Source organism: Campylobacter sp. JMF_11 EL3 (assembly GCF_027736965.1).
Lineage (GTDB): Bacteria > Campylobacterota > Campylobacteria > Campylobacterales > Campylobacteraceae > Campylobacter_B.
Window position 1 is genome coordinate 353,974 of sequence record NZ_JAOVTJ010000001.1, and the last position, 20,731, is coordinate 374,704.

Sequence of the window (20,731 nt, forward strand, 5' to 3'; positions counted from 1 at the left end):
TAAGGTCAGTATTTTTGTAAATTTATCGTTTATAAATTTCTAATTCTTAGATTGCTTCGTCGCTATCGCTCCTCGCAATGACAAATCAAACAACGCCCACGCTATTGTCATTGCAAAAATTTTGCGCTCGCTTGCTACGCTAAAACAATCGCAAATTTTGCAAATTTAACCTTGAATTTTTCAAAATTCGAGTAAAATACCAGCTTGAATTTCAATTTTTAGGATATTTATGTTTAAAAGCCTGCGTGCGGCAAGGACGCTAAGTGCGCTATTTCTAGCGATTTTTTTTATGTTTATCGGGGACGCGCTAGCCCTATCATCAGCTGGCGTTATACTCAAAATGCGAGGCCAAAGCGACCTAATCATCGGCATTATCTCATCATTTTTCTTCCTAGGCGCCATTTCTAGCGTGTTTTTCACGCCCACGATTATCGGACGCTTCGCCCATGTGCGCTCGTATTATATTTTTAGCGTGGTTTTCGCGCTGTGCGCCCTAGCCCACGATATCAGCGCAAATTTGGCGTTTTGGGCGATACTTCGCTTCGGGCTTGGGTTTTGTTACTACGCACTTTTGATGATAATCGAAAGCTGGATCAACTCCAAAATCACAAACTCTATCCGATCACGCGTCCTAGCCGTGTATGAGATCGTATTTTACGGCGCATTTACCGTGGGTGTGGGGATAATCGCGCTAAATTTAAGCGCAAATTTAATCTTTTTTCTAAGCGGATTTTTCATACTTTTTGGGCTAGTGCCTTTGAAATTTATGCGTTTTAACCCGCCCGCAAAAGCGCAAAAAGCCACAATCTGCATGCCAAAAATCTCGGTTCTACCGCCACTTGCACTTGCGACGGCAGTTTGCGGCGGGATTTTGATAAACGGATTTTTTTCAATGGCGAGCGTGTATGTGCTTGGAAGTGGAAATGTCAGCCAAGTGGGCTGGTTTATGGGGCTAGCCATGGTCGGGGGCTTCATTTCGCAGATTTTTGCCAGCCCTGTGTCTGATTTTTTCGGCAGGCGCAAAGCGATAATGCTAGTGTGCGCAATCGGCGCATGCTCGGCACTGGGGCTATTTGCCACCGGGAATTTCGAGGTCAAATGCGCCCTAGCCTTCTTGCTAGGATTTGGCGTTTTTCCGCTATACTCGCTCGCGATCGCGCGCGCGAACGATTCCTTTACAAACAGCTCCTCAATCTCGCGCGTGCAAATCTCGGCCTCGCTTTTATTTTCGTATTCGCTCTCATCGTTTTTCTCGCCCATAATCATAGGCGGGGCGATGAGAGTTTTCGGCGCAGAGGGATTTAGCGCAGTGTTTTTCGTAGCAATGGTGTTTTTGCTCGTTTTCGCATACTTCCGCCCCGAAATCGCCCCGAAGATTTGAAAAATCCAATCGAGAGAAATGCGAAGCATTTCAGTAAAAATAAAATCAGCTAAATTTTAAAAAGCAACGCTTTTTAAAATTTAGCCACCTCTAAGGTTTTACAGGGGTTGGGGGGGGTTGTAAGGGGGAAGGGGCGCGACCTCGCAATTGGGGCTCCCTTCCCACTTACGAGAAAAGCAAAATTTTGCTTAAAATTTTAAAAATCATTCAATACTAAATTTAGGTTGAATTTTGAATTTAAATTTTTCTGGATTGCCACGCGCGCGCGGTGCGCGCTCGCAATGACAGCAAATTTACATTTAGAAAATTTTTTACTCGTAGATTGCTTCGTCGCTTCGCTCCTCGCAATGACAAATTAGGCAAAATTTGTATAATCTGTCATTGCGAGAATTTTGCGTAGCAAAATTCGTGGCAATCTACGAATTTAAAATTTAAGGTCAGTGTTTTTGCAAAATTTAAGTAGAATTTAGAAATTAAATTTTACTGGATTGCTTCGGCATTATCACGCCTCGCAATGACAGCAAAAAGACAAAATTTTTTAAATTTTACCCGCTAACTCTTTGGCAAGAGCGATAAATGCCTTTTCGATTTTGCTTAATTTTTTGTCTTTTTTATAAGCCAAAACCAAAGTTTTTTTCTCGCTAAATTCTGAAATTTTAAAAAGTTTTATCAAATTTGCCTTATCGCTTTTTATCATTTGCGGTATCGTAAAGCACGCTCCCACGCCGTTTGCGACGATAGTATTAGCTATCTCAAAGGTTTCGATTTCGCACAAAATTTTTGGCTCTATCTCACACTGCGCAAACAGCTCATCATAGCCCTTTCGTGAGCGCAAATTTTGCGTTGGTAGGATAAATTTCTCGTTTTTTACCAAATTTATCGAAATCTCTGGGTATTTTTCGTCCCTAAATTTCAGCGACAAAGGGTGAGTGCTAGGCAGAGCCAAATAGACATTTTGCGTCAAAATTTCAGTGTATTCCAAACCCTGCGTATCGATAGGCAGTATCAGCATGCCTACATCTAATTCGCCATCAAGTATCATCTGCCTAATCCTCAGCGTCGAGCCATACTGCGTGATTTTGGCGTCGATATCTTTGTATTTTTTTACAAAATTTGAAAGCAAATTTGGCAAAAGTATATGGCCGTTTTGCGAAAAACCGAGAGAAATTTTGCCTTTTCTTAAAGAGTTAAAATTTGAAATTTCAGTGTGCAAATCATCTAAAATTCCCAAAATCAACCTTGTTTTTTCGAGATAAATTTCACCTGCTTGGGTCAATCCTATGGGATTTTCTTTGCGATTAAAAATCTCAATCCCTAGCTCTTTTTCAAGTGCCGATATGCTTTGCGAAAGCGATGGTTGCGGGATTTTGAGTGCATTTGCGGCTTTGGTGAAGCTTCTAAGCTCTGCTACTTTTAGCACGAGTTCCATGCGTCTAAATCTCATTTTCTACCCCCTGTGATATAAAAAATCTTATGAGATTATATCATTAATAATATTTGACTTATATTAAATATTAGGCTAAATTTCGCTCATTAGTTTTATTTTTTAAGACTGATTTAAAATTCCCTGTAAGGAGAGATAATGAAAGAGCAAAATTTCAGCAGACGCGATTTTATCAAATCTGCCTGTATCGGCGTTGGTGCGCTTGGTATGGCAAGCAATGGCCTAGCTAGCGACGCACCAAAAGACGAAAATGGCAACCCAAAACCACTTGGCAACGCTAATGGCTTACCAAGCGTCGATGTTTTGGTAATCGGCTCAGGTGGCGCAGGTCTAAGAGCAGCGGTCGCAGTCCGCAAGAAAAACCCAAATCTTGGCGTCGTCGTCGTAAATAAAGGTATGCCTTCTCGCAACGCGACCTGTATGGCTGAGGGCGGAATCAACGGCATTATCGACTTCGAGCACGGCGACAACCACGAACTTCACATGTTTGATACTATCAAAGGTGGCGATTACCTAGGCGATCAAGACGCAATCGAAAATTTCGCTATTAAAGCCACAGAGGCAATCCACGAACTAAACAACGCAGGTATGCCATTTAACCGTATGGCTGATCGCACAGTCGCGCGCCGTTTCGCAGGTGGCGCGAAATACGAGCGCTGCAACTACGCAGCCGATAAAACAGGCGCTAGTATGATGCACACATGCCTAGATCAGGCGATTTCAAGCGGAGTAAAATTTTTGCTCGATCACTATTTACTAGACATTAGCGTGGAAGACGGCAAATGCGAGGGCGTAGTCTTGCTAGATATCAAAACTGGCGATGTAGTCCCAGTGCTAGCCAAAGCCGTAGTTTTGGCTACTGGCGGTTATACTAGGGTGTTTTTCAACCGCACATCTGTGCCATTTAACGCCTCAGGCGATGGCATAGCAGCAGCACTTCGCGCAGGTCTAGCTTTCAAAGATCCTGAAATGCTTCAATTCCACCCAACAGGCGTTAGAAACGGTGGCGCGCTAATCACAGAAGCAGCCCGTGGATTAGGCGGAATTTTGCTAAATAATCAAGGTGAGAGATTTATGGAGCGATATTCGGCTAAAAAAGAGTTAGCCCCACGCGATATCGTAGCGCGTTCAATTGAGACAGAAATCCGTGAAGGTAGAGCATTTGGCGAGGGTATGGGCGCGTATGTATTGCTAGATGTATCCTTCCTAGGCGAAGAAAAGATTATGAACGAACTACCGCAAATTCGCCATGTCGGCATGCTTTTTGAAAACATGGACTTGGTAAAAGAACCAATCAAAATTCGCCCAACCGCGCACTACTCAATGGGTGGAATCGAAACCGCTGATTATAAAGTAATGAGCACTCAAATGCCAGGACTTTTCGCTGTGGGCGAGACAAGTTGTGCTTCGATTCACGGCGCAAATCGCCTAGGCGGCAACAGTCTAACAGACGCAGCCGTAACTGGCAAAATCGGTGGCGAGGGCGCAGCAGCGTATGCAGATGCTAATCCTACATTTGGCTCAGGCAAAAGAGCGCAAGAAATCGCAAACGCTTGGCGAGAAAAAATCAAAGATATCACTAGCGGAAATGGCGACGCAAACGAATTATATGCGCTAAGAGAAGAATTTGGCAAAGCAAACTGGGATAATATGGGAATTTTCAGAACTGGCGAAAAACTAGAAAAACATGTTGAGGATTTGAAAGAATTCCAAAAACGCCACGCAAATTTAAAAATCGCAAACCCAAATTTGAAATTCAACACAGCGCTTATTGATTATTTAGAGCTTGGCAACCTAATCACACTTGCAAGATGTGCTTGTATCGGCGCTCTAAGACGCGAAGAGAGCCGTGGGGCGCACACCAGAGAGGATTTCCCTAAACGAGATGACGCGAATTTCTTAAAACACACATTAGTTACGCTACAAGACGGCGAACCGCAAGTTGATTACACCGAGGTTAGAATAACTAAATTTCAACCACAAGAAAGGAAATACTAATGAAAGTTATCATTTATAGATTTGACGGCACTAAAAAATATGTAAGCACTTACGAAGTAGATAACGAAAAAGCCAAAGAAATGACGCTTTTAATGCTACTTCAATACATTAAACAAAATTTAGACATTACGCTAAATTTCACAGCAGCGTGCCGTATGGCGATATGTGGCGCTTGTGGTGTAAGAGTAAATGGCCATGCGTATCTAGCGTGTGATACCAAAATGACAGAGTTGCTCGAAGAATACGACAACGCAGATGAGTTTAGAATTTCGCCACTTGCAAATTTTACGGTTATTAATGATTTAGTAGTAGATTGGGAGCCTAGCATTGATAATTTGCGCAAGGTTCGCCCAGGAATCAACCCGGGCAGCGAATACAACAGCCAAAAAGGTGTCGAGCAATCCCAAGAGCAGATAAATTTCATCAAAAAATCCTGGGACTGCATTTTATGCGGGTGCTGTGCGTCAGAGTGTAACAAACTAGGCGCGGACGCAAGCGATTATATGCAACCATTTGTCTTTGTCCATGCGTTTCGCTCGGCTTACGATTCACGCGAGTCTAAACCACTCGATCACCTAAAACCAGCCATTACAAACGGCCTTTGGAACTGCGTGCATTGCCAAGAGTGTATGGATAGATGTCCGAAGGGAATCAGCGCATGGCAAGATATCTCAATGCTAAGAGCTATGTCAATGCAAAAAAATGTAATGACAGATGTCAGCGGACCAGGACACGCAGAAGCCTTTTTACTCGATATGGTCGAAGGCGACGGACGCTTAAATGAAATCAAACTCGCCCTTCGCTCAGAAAGCATTTGGGGCAATGTCGGCAAAACAGGTATTGCAGTGGATTTGATGATGGCTGGCAAGATGAATCCACTCCATGTCTTTGGTGGCGAAAAAATCGAAGGACACGACGATTTAGTCAAAATGGTAGAAGCTGCACGCGCGGCGCAAAACAAAAGCAAATAAAAGGATAAATTATGAGTAAAGAATTTGCATTTTTCCCAGGCTGTGTTTTAAGCCAAGCAGCAAAAGAGTCAAAAATTTCAATCGAAGCAATCGCGCCGATTTTAGGATACAAACTAAATGAGATTAAGGGTTGGAGTTGCTGTGGTGCCTCTCAGGCACAATGCGTCGATCCAGAAGCCGCACTCGTAGCAAATGCGCGAAATTTAGCCCTTGCAGAGGGTATGAATATGCCAGTGCTAACTACTTGCTCGACATGTATGCTAACCCTAAGCAAGGCAAAACAATCCCTAGATATGGGGGCAAAAAACCGCATAAACGAGTTTTTGAAAGTCGGAAATATGGAGTATAAAGGCTCGGTCGAAGTTACAAGCCTGCTTTGGGAGCTTTATCAGGATTTAGACAATCTCAAATCAAAGGTGAAAAAACCGCTTTCTGGGCTAAAAGTAGCGCTTTTTTATGGTTGCCACAGCTTGCGCCCAGAGCGAGTGCTTAAAAAAGAGAGCTCAACAAACCCAAAAAGCTTTGAAGCCGTAGTTAGTGCGCTTGGAGCTACAATCGTGCCATTTGAAAAAAGGCTTGATTGCTGCGGTTTCCACGCTAGCTATCCAGCGGTAAAATCAGTGCAAAAAATGTCTAGCGAGATCGTCGGCGACGCCGATAAAAACGGCGCAGATGTCGTGGTAACCCCATGTCCATTGTGTCAAATGCAGCTTGATATCTACCAAGACCGCTATCAAGACGCGCAAGGTAGCAAAATCCGCAAGCCGATTATCCACCTATCTCAGCTTGTTGGCCTTGCACTCGGACTTAGCGATAAAGAGCTTGGTCTTGATATAAATATCCAAGACGCGACAAAATTAGTGTCGTAAATGTGAAATTTGGGGCGAATTTGACTAAAATTTGCCCTGAATTTGGCTAAATTTCACCCTGAATTTTGCCAAAATTTAAAATTTGATAAATTTTGGCAACCTCCCGCTAACGCGGGAGAGTTCAAAGTATCCTTCCTTTCAATTTACTTTTTCTCGCAATGCTTACAACCCGCATTGCGAAAAATGTTTTTTATTGTCATTGCAAGCAAAATTTGCATAATCTATCATTGCGAGAATTTTGCGTAGCAAAATTCGTGGCAATCTACGACTTCAAAATTTAAGGTCAGTGTTTTTGCAAAATTTAAGTAGAATTTTGAATTTAAATTTTACTGGATTGCTTCGCTTTCTGCGAAAGCTCGCAATGACACGAAATTTGCGTTTGGATTATTTATACTCGTAGATTGCTTCGACCACTTCGTGGTCTCGCAATGACAAATTAGGCAAATTTGCTCGCTATTGTCATTGCGAGCGAAGCGAAGCAATCTACGAGTATAAAATTCCAAATTTGCAAATTTGCTGTCATTGCGAGGAGCTGTTTTAACAGCGACAAAGCAATCCAGGGAAATTCAAATAAATTTTAATAAATTCTCTATAAATTTCCCTGTATTGCCACGCTCATTACACTCGCTCGCAATGACAGCAAAATTAGTAAATTTTACGCCAAACCTCACTCCTTGCTTAGATACCTATCATACACGATAAATTTATAATACACCGCAGCGATTATAAACATAAATCCCATTAGAAATGTTATCTGCCACAGCGCCAGCCCTAGCGAATACAGCGCACCGATAGCCGCTGAGGTCAGAGTTGCGACGATGAAATACGCCATATCGTTATACGCAATCACCCGCCCGAAAAACTCCCTATCGACATGGCTTTGGAGTTGCGTGAAAGAATACGACCACACCGTCGTGATAAAAAATCCAGCCATCACGATACCGATAAACGAAAGCCAGTAATTAAACTCCAACGCCGCCCAAAGCATGATTCCACCGCCCTGCCCTAGCAAAAGCCAAAAATACCGCTTCAAATTTACAATTCGCGTCAGCCACATCTGCCCAAAAAACGCCGCGGCTGAGCGCGCCATATTCATCAGCCCAATCACCAGCGACGCGCTTAGGATTTCCTTGTATTCAAATTTGGCTAATAGCGCGATGAGATTATCATAAGTCGTAACCGCCACAAAGGCGTGAATTACGATTAAATGCACCACCAAAGGGCGCGAGCGTATGTAAGCAAAGCCCTCTTTTAGCATTTTTATCGCGCCTTGCGTGCTACTTCCTGCAATATCTTTAAAATTTAGGCGAATTAGGATAAAAAACGAAAAAACATACAAACAAAAATCCAAAATAAACGCCGCTCTAACCCCAAAATAGTGTATAAACACCCCAGCTAGCGCCATACCAAGGGTATAAGTAATCGTCCAGCTAATGCTAGTTAGCTCATTTGCTAGCTTCAAATACGGCTTTGGTAGAAATTTCGGCAGGGTCGAAGACTCGGTTTGATAAAAGAGCGTCCCAGCCACGCTTCGCACCACGACGATACCCAAAAGTAGCCACAAATACGCCAAATCATTGATAAAAATCAGCATGAAAATCGTCGCAATCTCTATGGCGAACATGCTCACCATTAGGGGTTTTGGGCGAAATTTATCCACGATAATGCCATTAATCGGGGCTAAAAATATATTTGGTATAAACGACACCACGCCCACAGCGGTGATCGCCCACACAGGCGCGCCCAGCTCGATCAGTAGCGTAGCGATACCTACGATCGAAAACCACACGCCAAACATGCAGATAAATCCCGCGCTAAATAGTAAGCGATAGTTGCGAAAATTGCGAAGTAAAATATAATATCTAACCATTTTTGCCTTTCAAAAAACCTCGCATTTTAGCCAAATTTGGCTTAATTATGTGTTTTGGATTTGTTAAATAAAACTACCAAAAATCTTAAATTTAGTATTAAACATTAACTTGCTATAATCGCCAAATTTAAATTTTAGAAATTTTAGGAGAAAAAATGGAAGGTTTCGCAGCTACCGTTGTGGTGATTTGTGCGCTAATCGCGCTGGTTTTGAAGCTTGGTGTCAAAATCGTATCGCAATCTGAGATTATGATTATCGAGCGACTTGGTAAATTTCACAAGGTTTTAGACGGCGGATTTCATGTAATTGTGCCGTTTTTTGACAGCGTGCGCGCTAAAATGAGCGTTCGCGAACAGCTAGTAGATATCACAAAACAGCAAGTCATCACCAAAGACAATGTCAATATAATGGTCGATGGAATCGTATTTTTGAAAATCGTAAATGGCAAAATGGCGCTTTATAATGTCGAGGATTATCGCAAAGCAATATCAAATTTGGCTATGACTACACTTCGTTCAGCAATCGGCGAAATGAGCCTAGATCAGACCCTATCAAGCCGCGATCAGTTAAACTCAAAACTCCAAGTCGCCCTTGGCGATGCAGCCGATAACTGGGGCGTAAAAATCATGCGTGTCGAAATTTCAGAAATTTCAGTCCCAAAAGGCATAGAAGATGCGATGAATATGCAAATGAAAGCCGAGCGCGAAAAACGGGCAATCGAGCTAAAAGCCGAAGCCGAAAAAGCCGCTCTAATTCGCACAGCCGAAGCGCAAAAACAAGAAAAAGTGCTAGAAGCTGAGGCTATCGAGCGCATGGCAGACGCGAAAAAATACGAGCAAATCGCCCTAGCAGTGGGTCAAAAACACGCTATGGATAATATCAATATGGCTATGGCTGCGTCGAAATTCGCCGCTGAATACCTGCTCGCGCAAAGTCGCGTAAATGCCTTTAACGAGCTAGCAAAAAGCGCAAGCAAGGACAAGGTCATCATACCGTATGAAACCAGCGAAATCATCGGCTCGCTCTCTGTGCTAAGCGAATTTTTAGGCAAGGCTGGGGATAAAAATTTAATCACGGAAAACAATCAATGAGCCCACTTATTTTTATCATAATTGGCGTTATTTTGGTGATTATCGAGCTTTTGGTGCTTGATTTCACCTTTGTGTTTTTTGGCGCAGGATTTTTGATCGTGGGGCTATTTAGCTTCGCGCTTCCGCTATCATGGGAGGTGCAAATCCTAGCCTCTTTCGTGCTATCTTTCGCGCTTTTGCTCGCCCTAAAAAAGCCACTAAAATCAAAATTTTTCAAGCCAACCGAGGAGATTAAAGACAATTTCTTAGACGAGAGTGGCGAGGGCTATGTCAAAGAGGGCATGGTCTATTTCAAGGGCACGCTATGGCAAAGCGATGAGATAAAAAACATGGCAGAAGGCACGAAAGTGCGCGTGCGTGGCGTCAAAGACGGACAAATCATACTAGAAAAATAAATCAAAAAGAAGGTTAAATTTGAGTAGAATTACTAAAACACAGGCATTAAATTTGATAAAAAACGCCCCACTTCACGAGCTTGGGGCTATGGCGTATGAAAAAAAATTAGAGCTTCACCCAGAAAAAATCACGACTTTTGTAGTCGATCGCAACATTAACTACACAAATATCTGCTTTGTGGATTGCAAATTTTGCGCGTTTTGTCGTAAAATCAATGAAAAAGACGCCTATATTTTGAGCTTCGATGAAATCGACGCGAAAATCGATGAGCTAATCGCAATCGGCGGGACGCAAATCCTTTTCCAAGGCGGCGTTCATCCGAAACTAAAAATCGATTGGTATGAAAATTTAGTCGCTCACATAGCGCAAAAATACCCACAAATCACAATTCACGGCTTTTCTGCAATCGAGATTGATTATATCGCAAAGATTTCAAATTTAACGCACAAAGAAGTCCTACAAAGGCTTCAAGCAAAGGGACTTTACAGCATTCCAGGTGCTGGGGCTGAGATTTTAAGCGATAGAGTTAGAGATATAATCTCGCCTAAAAAAATCGGCGCAGATACTTGGCTAGGCGTGCATAAAGCCGCTCACGAAATCGGTATGAAAACCACAGCCACGATGATGTTTGGCACAGTAGAAACTGACGAAGAAATCATCGAACACTGGGAAAAACTGCGAAATCTGCAAGATATTACGGGCGGATTTAGAGCTTTTATATCATGGAGTTTTCAGTCTGCAAACACAAAACTAATCGCCGAATACCCAGAAATCAAAAAAACAAGCTCAAATCGCTATTTAAGGCTTTTAGCTGTGGCAAGGCTATTTTTGGATAATTTTAAAAATATCCAAAGCTCGTGGGTTACGCAAGGCAGCTACATAGGGCAACTCGCACTTAAATTTGGCGCAAATGATTTGGGTTCAACGATGATGGAAGAAAATGTCGTAAAAGCCGCCGGTGTGTCATTTCGCATGAGCCAAAACGAAATGATAAGCTTAATCAAAGACATCGGCGAAATCCCGGCTAAACGCAACACAAACTATGATATTTTGGAGATTTATAAATGATAAAAAGCGAAATTTTAGCAAAAAACACCAAAGTAGATTTTCTCACACAAATCGAAAATTCCCTGCCAGTGGCGAGTTTTAAGCTCGTTTTCAAAGCTAGTGGCGCAGTGAGCGAAAAGATAAATGGCCTAGCCAAACTCACCGCAAAAATGCTAAATGAGGGCACAAAGAGCCTAGGTGTAAATAAATTTTACGAAAAGCTCGATATCTATGCGATAAATTTCGATATCGACGCAGGGTTTGAGACCTTCGTAATCGAGGTAAATTCGCTCAAAGAACACTTCGAATTTGCCCTAGAAATGCTGGATAATTTGCTAAAAGAGCCAAATTTCACAGATGAAATTTTAGATAAAATCAAAACCCAAATTTTAGGCGAAATCGATATTTTAAAGAGCGAATTTGACTATATCGCAACCCAAGGCTTGCAAAACTGCCTTTATTCGGGCACCAAACTAGCCTCCCCACTAATCGGCGACGAGGATAGTATCGCGCAAATCAGCCTTGACAATGTCAAGGAATTTTTCGCCTCGCTTGATCTTGCAAACGCCTATGTCCTCGTAGTGGGCGACGCGCAGGGCACAAGCGATGAGGCTAGCCTTGTGCGCAAAAATATAACCAAAATTTTAGAAAATTTCGCCGCCACAAGCGCGCGTGAACTACCCGTTTTTGTGACAAATTCTACGCCAAAATCTCAAATCATCGCCCAAAAAAGCGAGCAAGCCTATATCTATTTTGGCGCGCCATTTTACGCCGAGATTGCAGAAAAATATATCGCAAATGTGGCGCTTTTTATCCTTGGTTCGAGCGGATTTGGCTCACGCCTCATGGAAAACATCCGCGTCAAACACGGACTTGCATACTCTGTGTATGCCAGAGCGAATTTCGACCTGTCTAAGCGCGATTTTTGGGGATTTTTGCAGACCAAAAACGAAAATTTAGCCAAAGCCTACGAGCTAATCAAATCCGAAATCGCAAATTTCGTCCAAAACGGTGTCAGCGAGAGCGAGCTAGAAAGTGCGAAAAAATTTATCCTAGGAAGCGCAGTTTTGCAAAAAGAGACTATGTTTAAGCGCGCAAATATCAGCGCCAACGAATACTATCAAGGCTTCGAATTTGGCGAGTTTGAGCGAAATTTAGAGCGCACAAAAAACCTAGATTTGCGCACGCTAAATGAATTTATCGCCTCGCACGCTGAAATTTTGAATTTAAGCTTTTGCGTGGTTTGCTCAGAAGTCGCAAAGTCAAATTTTAAATTATGAAATTTAGCCCCAAAGACAGCGCAACGCTCGCTAAAATCGGCGTTTTTTCACTGCTTGATTTAGCCTTGGCACTTCCAAAAAGCTATGATGATTTAAGCGTCAAAGATGAGCCAAACACCGGTGAAAACACGGTTTTGATCGAGTGCAAAACCGCTAGCCGTCGCGCCAATGGCATGCTCATCATCAGTGCATTTTGCCTAAGCTGGGAGTGCGAGATCAAAATCGTCATCTTCAACGCCAAAAGCTGGCACCACAGCGTCTTTAAAATCGGCAAGCAGATGTTTATCCACGGCAAAAGCGACAACGCTTACGGCGCGTGGCAGTTCGTAAATCCCAAAATCGTCACCAAAGTAGGCGAAATTATCCCCAAATACAAAAACGCCCTCACGGACGCTGCGACGCAAAAGCTCATTTCAAGCTACATTTCCAAGCAGGCCTTGCTTGATGAGGGGCTTAGTGAAAATGAGGCTGAATTTTTAATGCAAATTCACCAAAACGACCAAAACAGCGTGCGTTTGGTGCAAAATTTAGAAGAAAACGAAAACGGGCTTGAAATTTTAAAATTCGTTGAAATTTATAATTATTTAAGAAAATTAAAAGCCAAAAAAATGGATTTCAAGGCGCAAATTTACCCTTTAAACGACATTTCCTCGTGGCTTAGCACCCTACCTTTTACCCCCACAAACGACCAAATAAAGGCACTTGATGATATCAGAGCCGACCTATCTAGCCCGCTTGCAAAGCGCAGAGTGGTAATGGGCGATGTGGGTTCGGGCAAGACGCTAATAATCCTTGGCGCAGCCTTGCTAAACTATCCGCGCACCAGCTATTTAATGGTGCCAACCTCGATTTTAGCCGATCAAATTTACGCAGAAGCGGTGCGACTTTTGCCAGAGTTTATGAATATTTTGGAGGTCAAAGGTGGCGAGAAATCGCTAAATTTAGAGGGCGCGAACCTAGTCATCGGCACGCACGCCCTGCTCTATCATGATTTGACGCCATCAAATCTCATCATGGTCGATGAACAGCACCGCTTCGGCTCAAATCAGCGCGAAAAAATCAATGCCCTCACCCAGTATGGCGAGTATCGCGCGCACTTCGTGCAATTTAGCGCCACGCCGATCCCGCGCACACTCTCGCTAATCCAATCCGAGCTTGTAAATTTTAGCTTTTTAAAGCAAATGCCTTACAAAAAGCATATCCACACGCTAATCTTACAAAACGCAGGATTTGAGGGCTTTATGAGCCATTTAAAGCGCGAAATCGACAAAGGAAATCAAGCAATCATCGTCTATCCGCTCGTCGAACAATCCGAAAAGCTGATTTACCAAAGCGTCGAGGAAGCCGCGCCGTTTTGGCAGGCGAAATTCTCTGGCGTATATGTTACACACGGGCGCGACAAGGAAAAGGAGGAAATTTTGCTGAAATTCCGCGACAATGGCTCACTGCTAATCACCACAACCGTCGTGGAAGTGGGCATTTCGCTACCAAGACTTAGCATAATCTTAATCGTCGGAGCCGAGCGCATGGGGCTAGCCTCGCTTCACCAATTGCGCGGTCGCGTGGGGCGAAACGGCGGCGAGGGCTGGTGCTATCTCTACACGAAATTAAAGCAAGCGCCAGAAAGGCTAAAAGAATTCGCGCAAACGCTAGATGGATTTAAGGTCGCAGGAATTGATCTGAAAAACCGCCAAGGCGGGGATTTGCTCGATGGCTCGGTTCAGCATGGAGCGACATTTTCGTGGTATGATTATGAAGAAGATATAACCGAACGAGCCAAAAGCAGAGCGCAAAATTTCGCCGATACGCAAACAAGTAGCGAGATTAAATTTTAAAATCGCCAAATTTGCCCGATATTGTCATTGCGAGCTAATGGAGTAAAATCGCCCTAATTTGTCATTGCGAGATTTCCGCTACCGCAAGTTTTTCAATACTGCCCCGATTTTGTCATTGCGAGGAGCTGTGAAACAGCGACGAAGCAATCTACGAGTTTAAAATTCCTAACAATAAATTTGCAAAAACACTGACCTTAAATTTTTCACTCGTAGATTGCCACGAAACGGCTTACGCCGTTTCTCGCAATGACAAATTATGCAAAATTCGCCCGCTATTGTCATTGCGAGCATAGCGAAGCAATCCAGGGAAATTCAGATAAATTTTGATAAATTGAAATTTTATCTAAAATTTACTGGATTGCTTCGAAAACTTCGTTTTCTCGCAATGACATATTTTTTTGTCATTGCGAGCGAAGCAAAGCGACGAAGTGTTGTTTTTGTCATTGCGAGGAGCTGTGAAACAGCGACGAAGCAATCTACGACTTTAAAATTCAAAGTGCGTGTTTTTGCTGTCATTGCGAGCCCAGCGTTGCAATCCAGGGAAATTCAGATAAATTTTGATTAATTTTGAAATTCTCTCTAAATTTTACTGGATTGCTTCGAAAACTTCGTTTTATCGCAATGACACGGATTATAGCGTTTTGGTAATTTTAGCTCGTAGATTGCCACGGCGACTGCGTCGCCTCGCAATGACAATAAAAGGCGTAAAATTTTAAATTTTGAAATTCTCTTTAAATTTTACTGGATTGACTTCGCCTATGGCTCGTCCAAACCTGCCCAGCTTCGCACGCCACCGCTACGCTTGTTTTGCTTCGAAAACTTCGTTTTCTCGCAATGACACGAAATTTGCGTTTGGATTATTTATGCTCGTAGATTGCCACGCTCGTTACACTCGCTCGCAATGACAAATTAGAGATTAAAGAATTTTTCTGAATTGCCTCAAAAAACTTAGTTTTCTCGCAATGGCAGATTGGATAGATAAAATTTTTAGCCATAAAAAAAGGCGCCTTAAAAAAGGCGCCCAAGTATAGTATCAAAAAGCACTAATTATAGTAATGCTTCATAAATATCATCTAGAACGAACATTTTCTCTTCTAGCTCACCACGATAGAATAGCTCGAAAGTTTGCTCATACATATCAGCAAAGAAGCCTTCTTGTGATAGAGATAGGATTTTGCTATCTACGATTTCCATTAAATCGCGGTTGCCTTTTTGAGTGCCTACGCAGTTGAAAGCGATAGCTCCTACGCGTTTGATAGCAAGCTCGAATCTATCATCAACAAAAGGAATAGTAGCGATTGCTGTGATTTTTCTAGCATAGCCGTCAGCTTCGCCAGCTCTTAGCTTATCCAAGCACTCTTTTGATGTAGAGCAAGGGACTTGTTGGATTTGTGGTTCTTTGTTAAGAGCGACTTCAGCTGATGTGCCTGGAACAACTAGAACTCTTCTACCTCTTAAATCGCTTAGTCTTTGGACACCTAAATCTTTTTTAGTAACAACAGCATCCGTTGTTGAAAGATAAGGCATAGAAAAGTCCATTGATTTCTCGCGCTCAGGTGTTCTTGAATAATTGTGGATTAGCAAATCAACTCTGTTTTGAGTTACTGCGTCCATACGCTCAGCATCTTTAACAGCGACAAATTCTACCTTACCGCCGTCACCTAAAATGGCTTTTGCTAGTTCTTTCGCCAACTCAATTTCAAAACCTTGAAATTTGCCACTTTTTGAAATAGAACTCATTGGAGCATCGTGCTCACCTACACCAATTCTTAGCGTATTGCTCGCTTTGATTTGTTCTAGTGTGTTAGCACCAGAAAAAGTCACTGCGCCTGCTAATGCCAAAAGACCTAAAAACTTTTTCATTTTAACTCCTTAAAAATAAAACCGAAAAATACCTAAAAAAAGTAAATAAAAAGACAACACGCGCCCATTTACCAAAATTTTAGATAAATTTGGAAACTTTAACCTAAAATTTTCAAGTGATTTTAATCTAATAAAACTTAAATTTTAAGAAAAAAAATCAAAATTTGCATTTTTCAAAAAAAAATTAAATTACACATTAAACCTAAAATGCATTACATCGCCATCATTTACTACATAATCCTTGCCTTCTAGACGCATTTTTCCTGCCTCTTTTGCCCTACTTTCGCCTCCATGCGCCACGAAATCATCGTAACTAATGACCTCTGCACGGATAAAGCCACGCTCAAAATCATTATGTATCACGCTAGCCGCCTTTGGCGCTTTCCAGCCTTTGGTTATCGTCCATGCGCGCACTTCCATAACCCCAGCGGTAAAATAGCTTATCAAATTTAGCTTCGCAAAAGATCTTCTGATGATATTATCTAGTCCGCTTTCTTCTGCGCCTAGGCTTTGAAGCATTTCGTGCGCCTCATCATCACCTAGACCGATTAACTCCTCTTCGATTTTAGCGCAAAGCTTGATAACTTCGGCATTTCTCGCATTTGCATACTCTTTTACAGCTTTTACATACTCATTATCCTGCGCTATGCCGTCCTCATCGACATTTGCACCATAAATCACCTCTTTTGCAGAAAGCAGGCGCAACTCTTTGTTTAAGCTCGCAAAGACTTCGCTGTCTTTATCTGCGAAATTTGAAGCAGGTTTGCCTAAATTTAAATGTTCTAAGAGCTCATTTGCGAGTGCTAAGGCCTCTTTGGCGCCTTTGGCGTTTGCTTTGGCCTCTTTGTTTAGTCGCTCGATTTTTCTGCCTAGCTGCTCGATATCGGCTAAAACAAGCTCAGTTTCGATGATTTCGATATCGCGGATAGGGTCGATACTGCCCTCGACATGGGTAATATTGCCGTCTTCGAAGCAACGCACTATATGCAAAATAATCTCAGCTTCACGGATATTTGAGAGAAATTTATTTCCCAAACCCTCGCCCTTGCTAGCACCCTTTACAAGACCTGCGATATCGACAAATTCGATTGTCGAGTGCATAATGCGCTCTGGATTTACAATTTTGGCTAACTCATCAAGCCTAGTATCAGGCACCGGCACGATAGCCTTGTTTGGCTCGATTGTGCAAAATGGATAGTTTTGCGCCTGGGCATTTTGCGCCTTTGTTAGCGCATTAAAAGTGGTAGATTTGCCCACATTTGGCAAACCTACGATTCCAACAGAAAGCCCCATTAGCCCCTCTTTTCTAGCTCTTTTTGCAGAGCCATTAGGTAGTATAGATTTGCTCTAACTGCCGCACCTGTCGCGCCGAATTGGTTATATCCCCACGCTTTTTCGACATAGGCTGGGCCTGCGATATCGAGATGGAGCCATTTGTCTTTAAATTCAGGTTTGATAAATTTATCGAGGAAAAGTCCTGCTGTGGTCGTGCCACCGTATCTGCTAGACGCTGTATTTGAGACATCTGCGATATTTGATTTGATAAGTTCTCGCAAATAATCGTTAAATTCTAAAATTGTAAAAAGCTCACCACTAGCTTTGGTTAAATTTTTAAATTTTAGCTTTAACTCTTCGTTATTTCCTAAAATTCCGCTTGTGTATTCGCCAAGTCCCACTACGCAAGCCCCTGTAAGCGTCGCCATATCGATTAGCAAATCAGGGTTTAAATCCTGAGCGTAGCTTAGACAATCAGCCAGCACCAGCCTGCCCTCTGCGTCTGTGTTTCGCACCTCGATACTCACGCCAGAGCGAGAGATTAACACATCGTCTGGTTTGTAGGCGTTGCCACCTATCATGTTTTCGGTAGCGCCGATTATAGCGTGTATTTCAAAAGGCAAATCAAGCTCGGCAGCGCCTTTGATAATCGCCATAGCTGCAAGCGCGCCACTTTTGTCAGCTTTCATTGTCAGCATATAATCGCTCGGTTTTAGGCTAAGTCCGCCACTATCATAAGTCAAACCCTTGCCCACGAAAACGACCTTTTGAAGGCATTTTTCAGGTTTGTAGGTAAGGTGGATTAGGCGCGGGCGATGAGCTGAGGCGCGATTGACAGCCAAAAACGCATTCATTTTCTCTTCTTCTAAAAATCTCTCATCATACACAGCTACGCTGACATCATCATAGTTTGAAGCCAAAATTTCAGCCTCGTCCGCCATTTTGTGCGGAGTGTAAATTTCAGGGATTTCATTGACGCCGTTTTTGGCGAAATTCGCCGCGTCCGCCATAATAGTGCCAAATTTCACGCCACGACCAGCTTTATCGGCTTCTAGCGTTGAGCCTGTATATGTGTCGCTAGCGATAAAAATTTCATTTAGAGTGTAGGATTTTTTTTCGCTTTTGTATTTGTTAAATTCATACGCGCCCAGCACTGCGCCCTCAGCCATAGCCATTGCGCTTTTTTTCGTGCAACCGCAATCATAAAATGCGATTTTAAAATTTGAAATTTTAAGATTTTTTAGCGTATTGTATGCCTGTGCCACGCCCACTCTCACGCGGTCATATTCTAGGGCTTTTATGCCTATATATAGCCTTTTTTGCTCGCTTAAAAGCAAATTTCCCTCGCCTTTGTAATCAAAAAAATCAAATTTATCGCCGTCTTTGACAAAGCGGTGAGCCGTGTCGCCACCGACGATAAAAATCACTTCAAAATCCGCATTTATCGCGTCAAAATTTTGATTCAATAATGTTACTTTCATCTCTATCCTTTCTTAAATTTATAAAATGATTTTCTAATCTTGCAAAAATTTTATAAAACCCAAAGACAATTCCGGCAATCAGCGGTATCGCAAAATACCAGTATTGCTCGATCAAATTTATCGCTTGCCAAATTTGCTTGCCGAAATACCACGCAGGTATCATCGTCATACTCGCCCACGCAACCGCGCTTATAAAATTTATAAATGCAAATTTTTTGGCACTATAACGGGTAATGCCGATACTCATCGGAATTATCATACGCAAACCATACATATATCGCTGGATAAATATCAAAATCCAACCCCAACGCTGTAAAAGCAGGTGCGCGATAGCAAATTTACGGCGTTGGGTGGCGAGCTTTTTGCTAATGTAGTTTTTATTATACCTGCCGATATAAAAATAAAATTGATCGCCCGCAAACGCCCCACACGCCGCGACAAAAATACCAAGTGGTAAATTTATATGCCCCTCATGCGCCAAAATCCCGCCCAAAACTAGCGCGATTTCGCCCTCTAATGCGCACCACGCAAAAAGCACAATATAAGCGTATTGATGATACTGGGTTAGAATTTCTTTGAGCGTTTCTTCCAAACTAAGCCTCTAAAACACAATAAACTTTCGTTCTTGCTTCAAATTCGCCCAGATCGTTTAATGCGCGCAAATTTAGCAAAAAGCATGCTTCCACGCAATCGGCATTTGTTTGCGCAATCAAATCAAGCGCGGCTTTGGCAGTGCCACCAGTAGCGATTAAATCGTCGATTAAAAGCACTCTGGCTTTGCGGTTTTGCGTATTTGCGACTGCGTCAAAGGCATCGACATGCATTTCAACTTGATCGAAGCCGTATTCGAGAGAGTATTTTTGCGAAATGGTGATATATGGAAGTTTTTTTGGTTTGCGAATCGGCACGAAAGCCAAATTTAGCCTAGCCGCAAGTGCCGCACCAAAGATAAATCCCCTGCTCTCAATCCCTACGATATAATCAAGCTCGTAATCCTTGTAGCGATCTACGAGATGATCTAGCAAAAAGCTAAATGCTTTTTTATCGCCCAAAAGCGTCGTTACATCGTAAAACAAAATCCCAGGTTTAGGGAAATCCTCGATAGTCCTTAATGATTTAAAAAGATAAGCTTTATCATCATTGCTTAAAGTTTTCATCCTCTATCCTTTAATAATTTTGCATTTTGCAATCTTAAATTTAACTTTTCTGCTTCGTCGCTTTGCAAGGCTTGTATGCTAAGCTCCAACGCAGATTTTAGCTTTTCTTGATTTTCTTTTAGTTTTGAAATTTCATCTTCGCATTTTGCCAATTTATCGTAAATTTTCATATTTTTACGGATCGAAAGCACCAACAATACAGCCAAAACAAAGCTTAAAATTTCAAAAACCACTATCATATCTCGCCCTATTTTGCGCTCATATCGCAGGCAATCACGCCTAGCTTATTCACGCGTCTTTCGTGTCTGCCGCCGCTAAATTTTGTGCTAAAAAATGTCTTTATCATATCCTCAATCTCTGCGATTCCTAGCACTCTTGCGCCAAATGCAAGCACATTTGCGTTATTATGCTCCCTGCAAAGCCTAGCAGTGAGGCTATCGTGGCAAAGCGCGCAACGAATATGTGTGTGGCGGTTTGCCGCAATCGAAATCCCAATGCCTGTGCCACAAATTAAAATTCCATAAATTCCAAATTTTGTGCTATCTTCGCCGTTTTGCTCGCCGTTTGCGCTAGCTAAATTTTTGCTTTCAACCAAAATTTTATCAGCCAAAATTTTCGCGAAATCAGGATAATCCACGCTGATATTTTCGTCATTTGTGCCTAAATCCTCGAACTCATAGCCCAAATTTGCGATTATTTTTTTGACCTCTTCCTTCACAGCCGGCGAAGCGTGATCGCCCGCAATAAAAACCTTTTTTATCTGCATATTTTCC

The 20,731-nt window shown here is 42.4% G+C and carries 18 protein-coding genes; 9 read left to right on the forward strand and 9 right to left on the reverse strand.

Features of this window, described 5'->3' with window-relative positions; genetic code table 11:
• Positions 1-229: 229 nt before the first annotated feature.
• Complete coding sequence (locus OFN67_RS01745) at positions 230-1,381, forward strand: MFS transporter (protein WP_270867943.1); 1,152 nt, start codon at positions 230-232, stop codon at positions 1,379-1,381.
• 538 nt (positions 1,382-1,919) lie between these two features.
• On the opposite strand, the gene OFN67_RS01750 is transcribed toward OFN67_RS01745, so the two are convergent.
• Positions 1,920-2,825, reverse strand: a complete 906-nt coding sequence (locus OFN67_RS01750) for a LysR family transcriptional regulator (protein WP_270867944.1) — start codon at positions 2,823-2,825, stop codon at positions 1,920-1,922.
• 138 nt (positions 2,826-2,963) lie between these two features.
• Here OFN67_RS01750 and OFN67_RS01755 point away from each other — a divergent pair, with 138 nt between their 5' ends.
• The 3 genes from OFN67_RS01755 to sdhE are packed head-to-tail and all read left to right on the forward strand — an operon-like array spanning position 2,964 to position 6,663.
• The gene (locus OFN67_RS01755; RefSeq protein ID WP_270867945.1) at positions 2,964-4,823 is read left to right on the forward strand and encodes an FAD-dependent oxidoreductase; all 1,860 of its coding nucleotides are present in this window, start codon (positions 2,964-2,966) and stop codon (positions 4,821-4,823) included.
• On the forward strand, positions 4,823-5,794 hold the full coding sequence (locus OFN67_RS01760) for a succinate dehydrogenase/fumarate reductase iron-sulfur subunit (protein WP_270867946.1): 972 nt from the start codon (positions 4,823-4,825) through the stop codon (positions 5,792-5,794). The genes OFN67_RS01755 and OFN67_RS01760 overlap by 1 nt, the downstream gene beginning before the upstream one ends.
• 11 nt (positions 5,795-5,805) lie before the next feature.
• Positions 5,806-6,663 carry an 8-methylmenaquinol:fumarate reductase membrane anchor subunit gene (sdhE, locus tag OFN67_RS01765; RefSeq protein ID WP_270867947.1) on the forward strand — a complete coding sequence of 286 codons (858 nt, stop codon included), beginning with the start codon at positions 5,806-5,808 and terminating at the stop codon, positions 6,661-6,663.
• 667 nt (positions 6,664-7,330) lie between these two features.
• On the opposite strand, the gene OFN67_RS01770 is transcribed toward sdhE, so the two are convergent.
• A complete protein-coding gene (locus tag OFN67_RS01770) occupies positions 7,331-8,533 on the reverse strand; it encodes an MFS transporter (RefSeq protein ID WP_270867948.1) in 1,203 nt (400 codons plus the stop codon).
• A gap of 155 nt (positions 8,534-8,688) precedes the next feature.
• Between OFN67_RS01770 and OFN67_RS01775 the strand changes: the two genes are divergently transcribed.
• From OFN67_RS01775 to recG, 5 genes are read left to right on the forward strand one after another with little or no spacing between them, the layout of a single operon-like run.
• Positions 8,689-9,624, forward strand: coding sequence for an SPFH domain-containing protein (locus OFN67_RS01775; RefSeq protein ID WP_270858837.1), 936 nt, complete (start codon positions 8,689-8,691; stop codon positions 9,622-9,624).
• Entirely contained in the window at positions 9,621-10,019 is a 399-nt protein-coding gene (locus OFN67_RS01780) for an NfeD family protein (protein WP_270867949.1), read from the forward strand. The genes OFN67_RS01775 and OFN67_RS01780 overlap by 4 nt, the downstream gene beginning before the upstream one ends.
• 19 nt (positions 10,020-10,038) lie before the next feature.
• Complete coding sequence (locus OFN67_RS01785) at positions 10,039-11,088, forward strand: dehypoxanthine futalosine cyclase (protein ID WP_270867950.1); 1,050 nt, start codon at positions 10,039-10,041, stop codon at positions 11,086-11,088.
• Positions 11,085-12,347, forward strand: a complete 1,263-nt coding sequence (locus OFN67_RS01790) for a M16 family metallopeptidase (protein WP_270867951.1) — start codon at positions 11,085-11,087, stop codon at positions 12,345-12,347. The genes OFN67_RS01785 and OFN67_RS01790 overlap by 4 nt, the downstream gene beginning before the upstream one ends.
• On the forward strand, positions 12,344-14,182 hold the full coding sequence (gene recG, locus OFN67_RS01795) for an ATP-dependent DNA helicase RecG (protein WP_270867952.1): 1,839 nt from the start codon (positions 12,344-12,346) through the stop codon (positions 14,180-14,182). The genes OFN67_RS01790 and recG overlap by 4 nt, the downstream gene beginning before the upstream one ends.
• Before the next feature lie 1,047 nt (positions 14,183-15,229).
• Here the strand turns inward: recG and OFN67_RS01800 are convergent.
• From OFN67_RS01800 to OFN67_RS01830, 7 genes are all read right to left on the reverse strand, one after another.
• Complete coding sequence (locus OFN67_RS01800; protein WP_270867953.1) at positions 15,230-16,006, reverse strand: transporter substrate-binding domain-containing protein; 777 nt, start codon at positions 16,004-16,006, stop codon at positions 15,230-15,232.
• 228 nt (positions 16,007-16,234) lie between these two features.
• Positions 16,235-17,338, reverse strand: a complete 1,104-nt coding sequence (gene ychF / locus OFN67_RS01805) for a redox-regulated ATPase YchF (protein ID WP_270858831.1) — start codon at positions 17,336-17,338, stop codon at positions 16,235-16,237.
• Positions 17,338-18,801 carry a leucyl aminopeptidase gene (locus tag OFN67_RS01810; protein ID WP_270867954.1) on the reverse strand — a complete coding sequence of 488 codons (1,464 nt, stop codon included), beginning with the start codon at positions 18,799-18,801 and terminating at the stop codon, positions 17,338-17,340. The genes ychF and OFN67_RS01810 overlap by 1 nt, the downstream gene beginning before the upstream one ends.
• Positions 18,770-19,393, reverse strand: coding sequence for a DedA family protein (locus OFN67_RS01815; RefSeq protein WP_270867955.1), 624 nt, complete (start codon positions 19,391-19,393; stop codon positions 18,770-18,772). The genes OFN67_RS01810 and OFN67_RS01815 overlap by 32 nt, the downstream gene beginning before the upstream one ends.
• 1 nt (position 19,394) lies before the next feature.
• Positions 19,395-19,958 carry an adenine phosphoribosyltransferase gene (gene apt, locus OFN67_RS01820; RefSeq protein WP_270867956.1) on the reverse strand — a complete coding sequence of 188 codons (564 nt, stop codon included), beginning with the start codon at positions 19,956-19,958 and terminating at the stop codon, positions 19,395-19,397.
• On the reverse strand, positions 19,955-20,197 hold the full coding sequence (locus OFN67_RS01825; RefSeq protein ID WP_270858827.1) for a hypothetical protein: 243 nt from the start codon (positions 20,195-20,197) through the stop codon (positions 19,955-19,957). The genes apt and OFN67_RS01825 overlap by 4 nt, the downstream gene beginning before the upstream one ends.
• Before the next feature lie 8 nt (positions 20,198-20,205).
• Positions 20,206-20,724 (reverse strand): RpiB/LacA/LacB family sugar-phosphate isomerase, encoded by a 519-nt coding sequence (locus tag OFN67_RS01830; protein ID WP_270867957.1) that lies wholly within the window; start codon positions 20,722-20,724, stop codon positions 20,206-20,208.
• Positions 20,725-20,731 lie beyond the last annotated feature (7 nt).

Bases quoted from the DNA above. Each gene is read 5' to 3' on its own strand.
- OFN67_RS01760 (WP_270867946.1), top strand. From the start codon at position 4,823: ATGAAAGTTATCATTTATAGATTTGACGGCACTAAAAAATATGTAAGC.
- OFN67_RS01770 (WP_270867948.1), bottom strand. From the start codon at position 8,533: ATGGTTAGATATTATATTTTACTTCGCAATTTTCGCAACTATCGCTTA.
- OFN67_RS01750 (WP_270867944.1), bottom strand. From the start codon at position 2,825: ATGAGATTTAGACGCATGGAACTCGTGCTAAAAGTAGCAGAGCTTAGA.
- OFN67_RS01780 (WP_270867949.1), top strand. From the start codon at position 9,621: ATGAGCCCACTTATTTTTATCATAATTGGCGTTATTTTGGTGATTATC.
- OFN67_RS01810 (WP_270867954.1), bottom strand. From the start codon at position 18,801: ATGAAAGTAACATTATTGAATCAAAATTTTGACGCGATAAATGCGGAT.
- recG (WP_270867952.1), top strand. From the start codon at position 12,344: ATGAAATTTAGCCCCAAAGACAGCGCAACGCTCGCTAAAATCGGCGTT.
- OFN67_RS01830 (WP_270867957.1), bottom strand. From the start codon at position 20,724: ATGCAGATAAAAAAGGTTTTTATTGCGGGCGATCACGCTTCGCCGGCT.
- ychF (WP_270858831.1), bottom strand. From the start codon at position 17,338: ATGGGGCTTTCTGTTGGAATCGTAGGTTTGCCAAATGTGGGCAAATCT.
- OFN67_RS01755 (WP_270867945.1), top strand. From the start codon at position 2,964: ATGAAAGAGCAAAATTTCAGCAGACGCGATTTTATCAAATCTGCCTGT.
- apt (WP_270867956.1), bottom strand. From the start codon at position 19,958: ATGAAAACTTTAAGCAATGATGATAAAGCTTATCTTTTTAAATCATTA.
- OFN67_RS01775 (WP_270858837.1), top strand. From the start codon at position 8,689: ATGGAAGGTTTCGCAGCTACCGTTGTGGTGATTTGTGCGCTAATCGCG.
- OFN67_RS01825 (WP_270858827.1), bottom strand. From the start codon at position 20,197: ATGATAGTGGTTTTTGAAATTTTAAGCTTTGTTTTGGCTGTATTGTTG.
- sdhE (WP_270867947.1), top strand. From the start codon at position 5,806: ATGAGTAAAGAATTTGCATTTTTCCCAGGCTGTGTTTTAAGCCAAGCA.
- OFN67_RS01790 (WP_270867951.1), top strand. From the start codon at position 11,085: ATGATAAAAAGCGAAATTTTAGCAAAAAACACCAAAGTAGATTTTCTC.
- OFN67_RS01745 (WP_270867943.1), top strand. From the start codon at position 230: ATGTTTAAAAGCCTGCGTGCGGCAAGGACGCTAAGTGCGCTATTTCTA.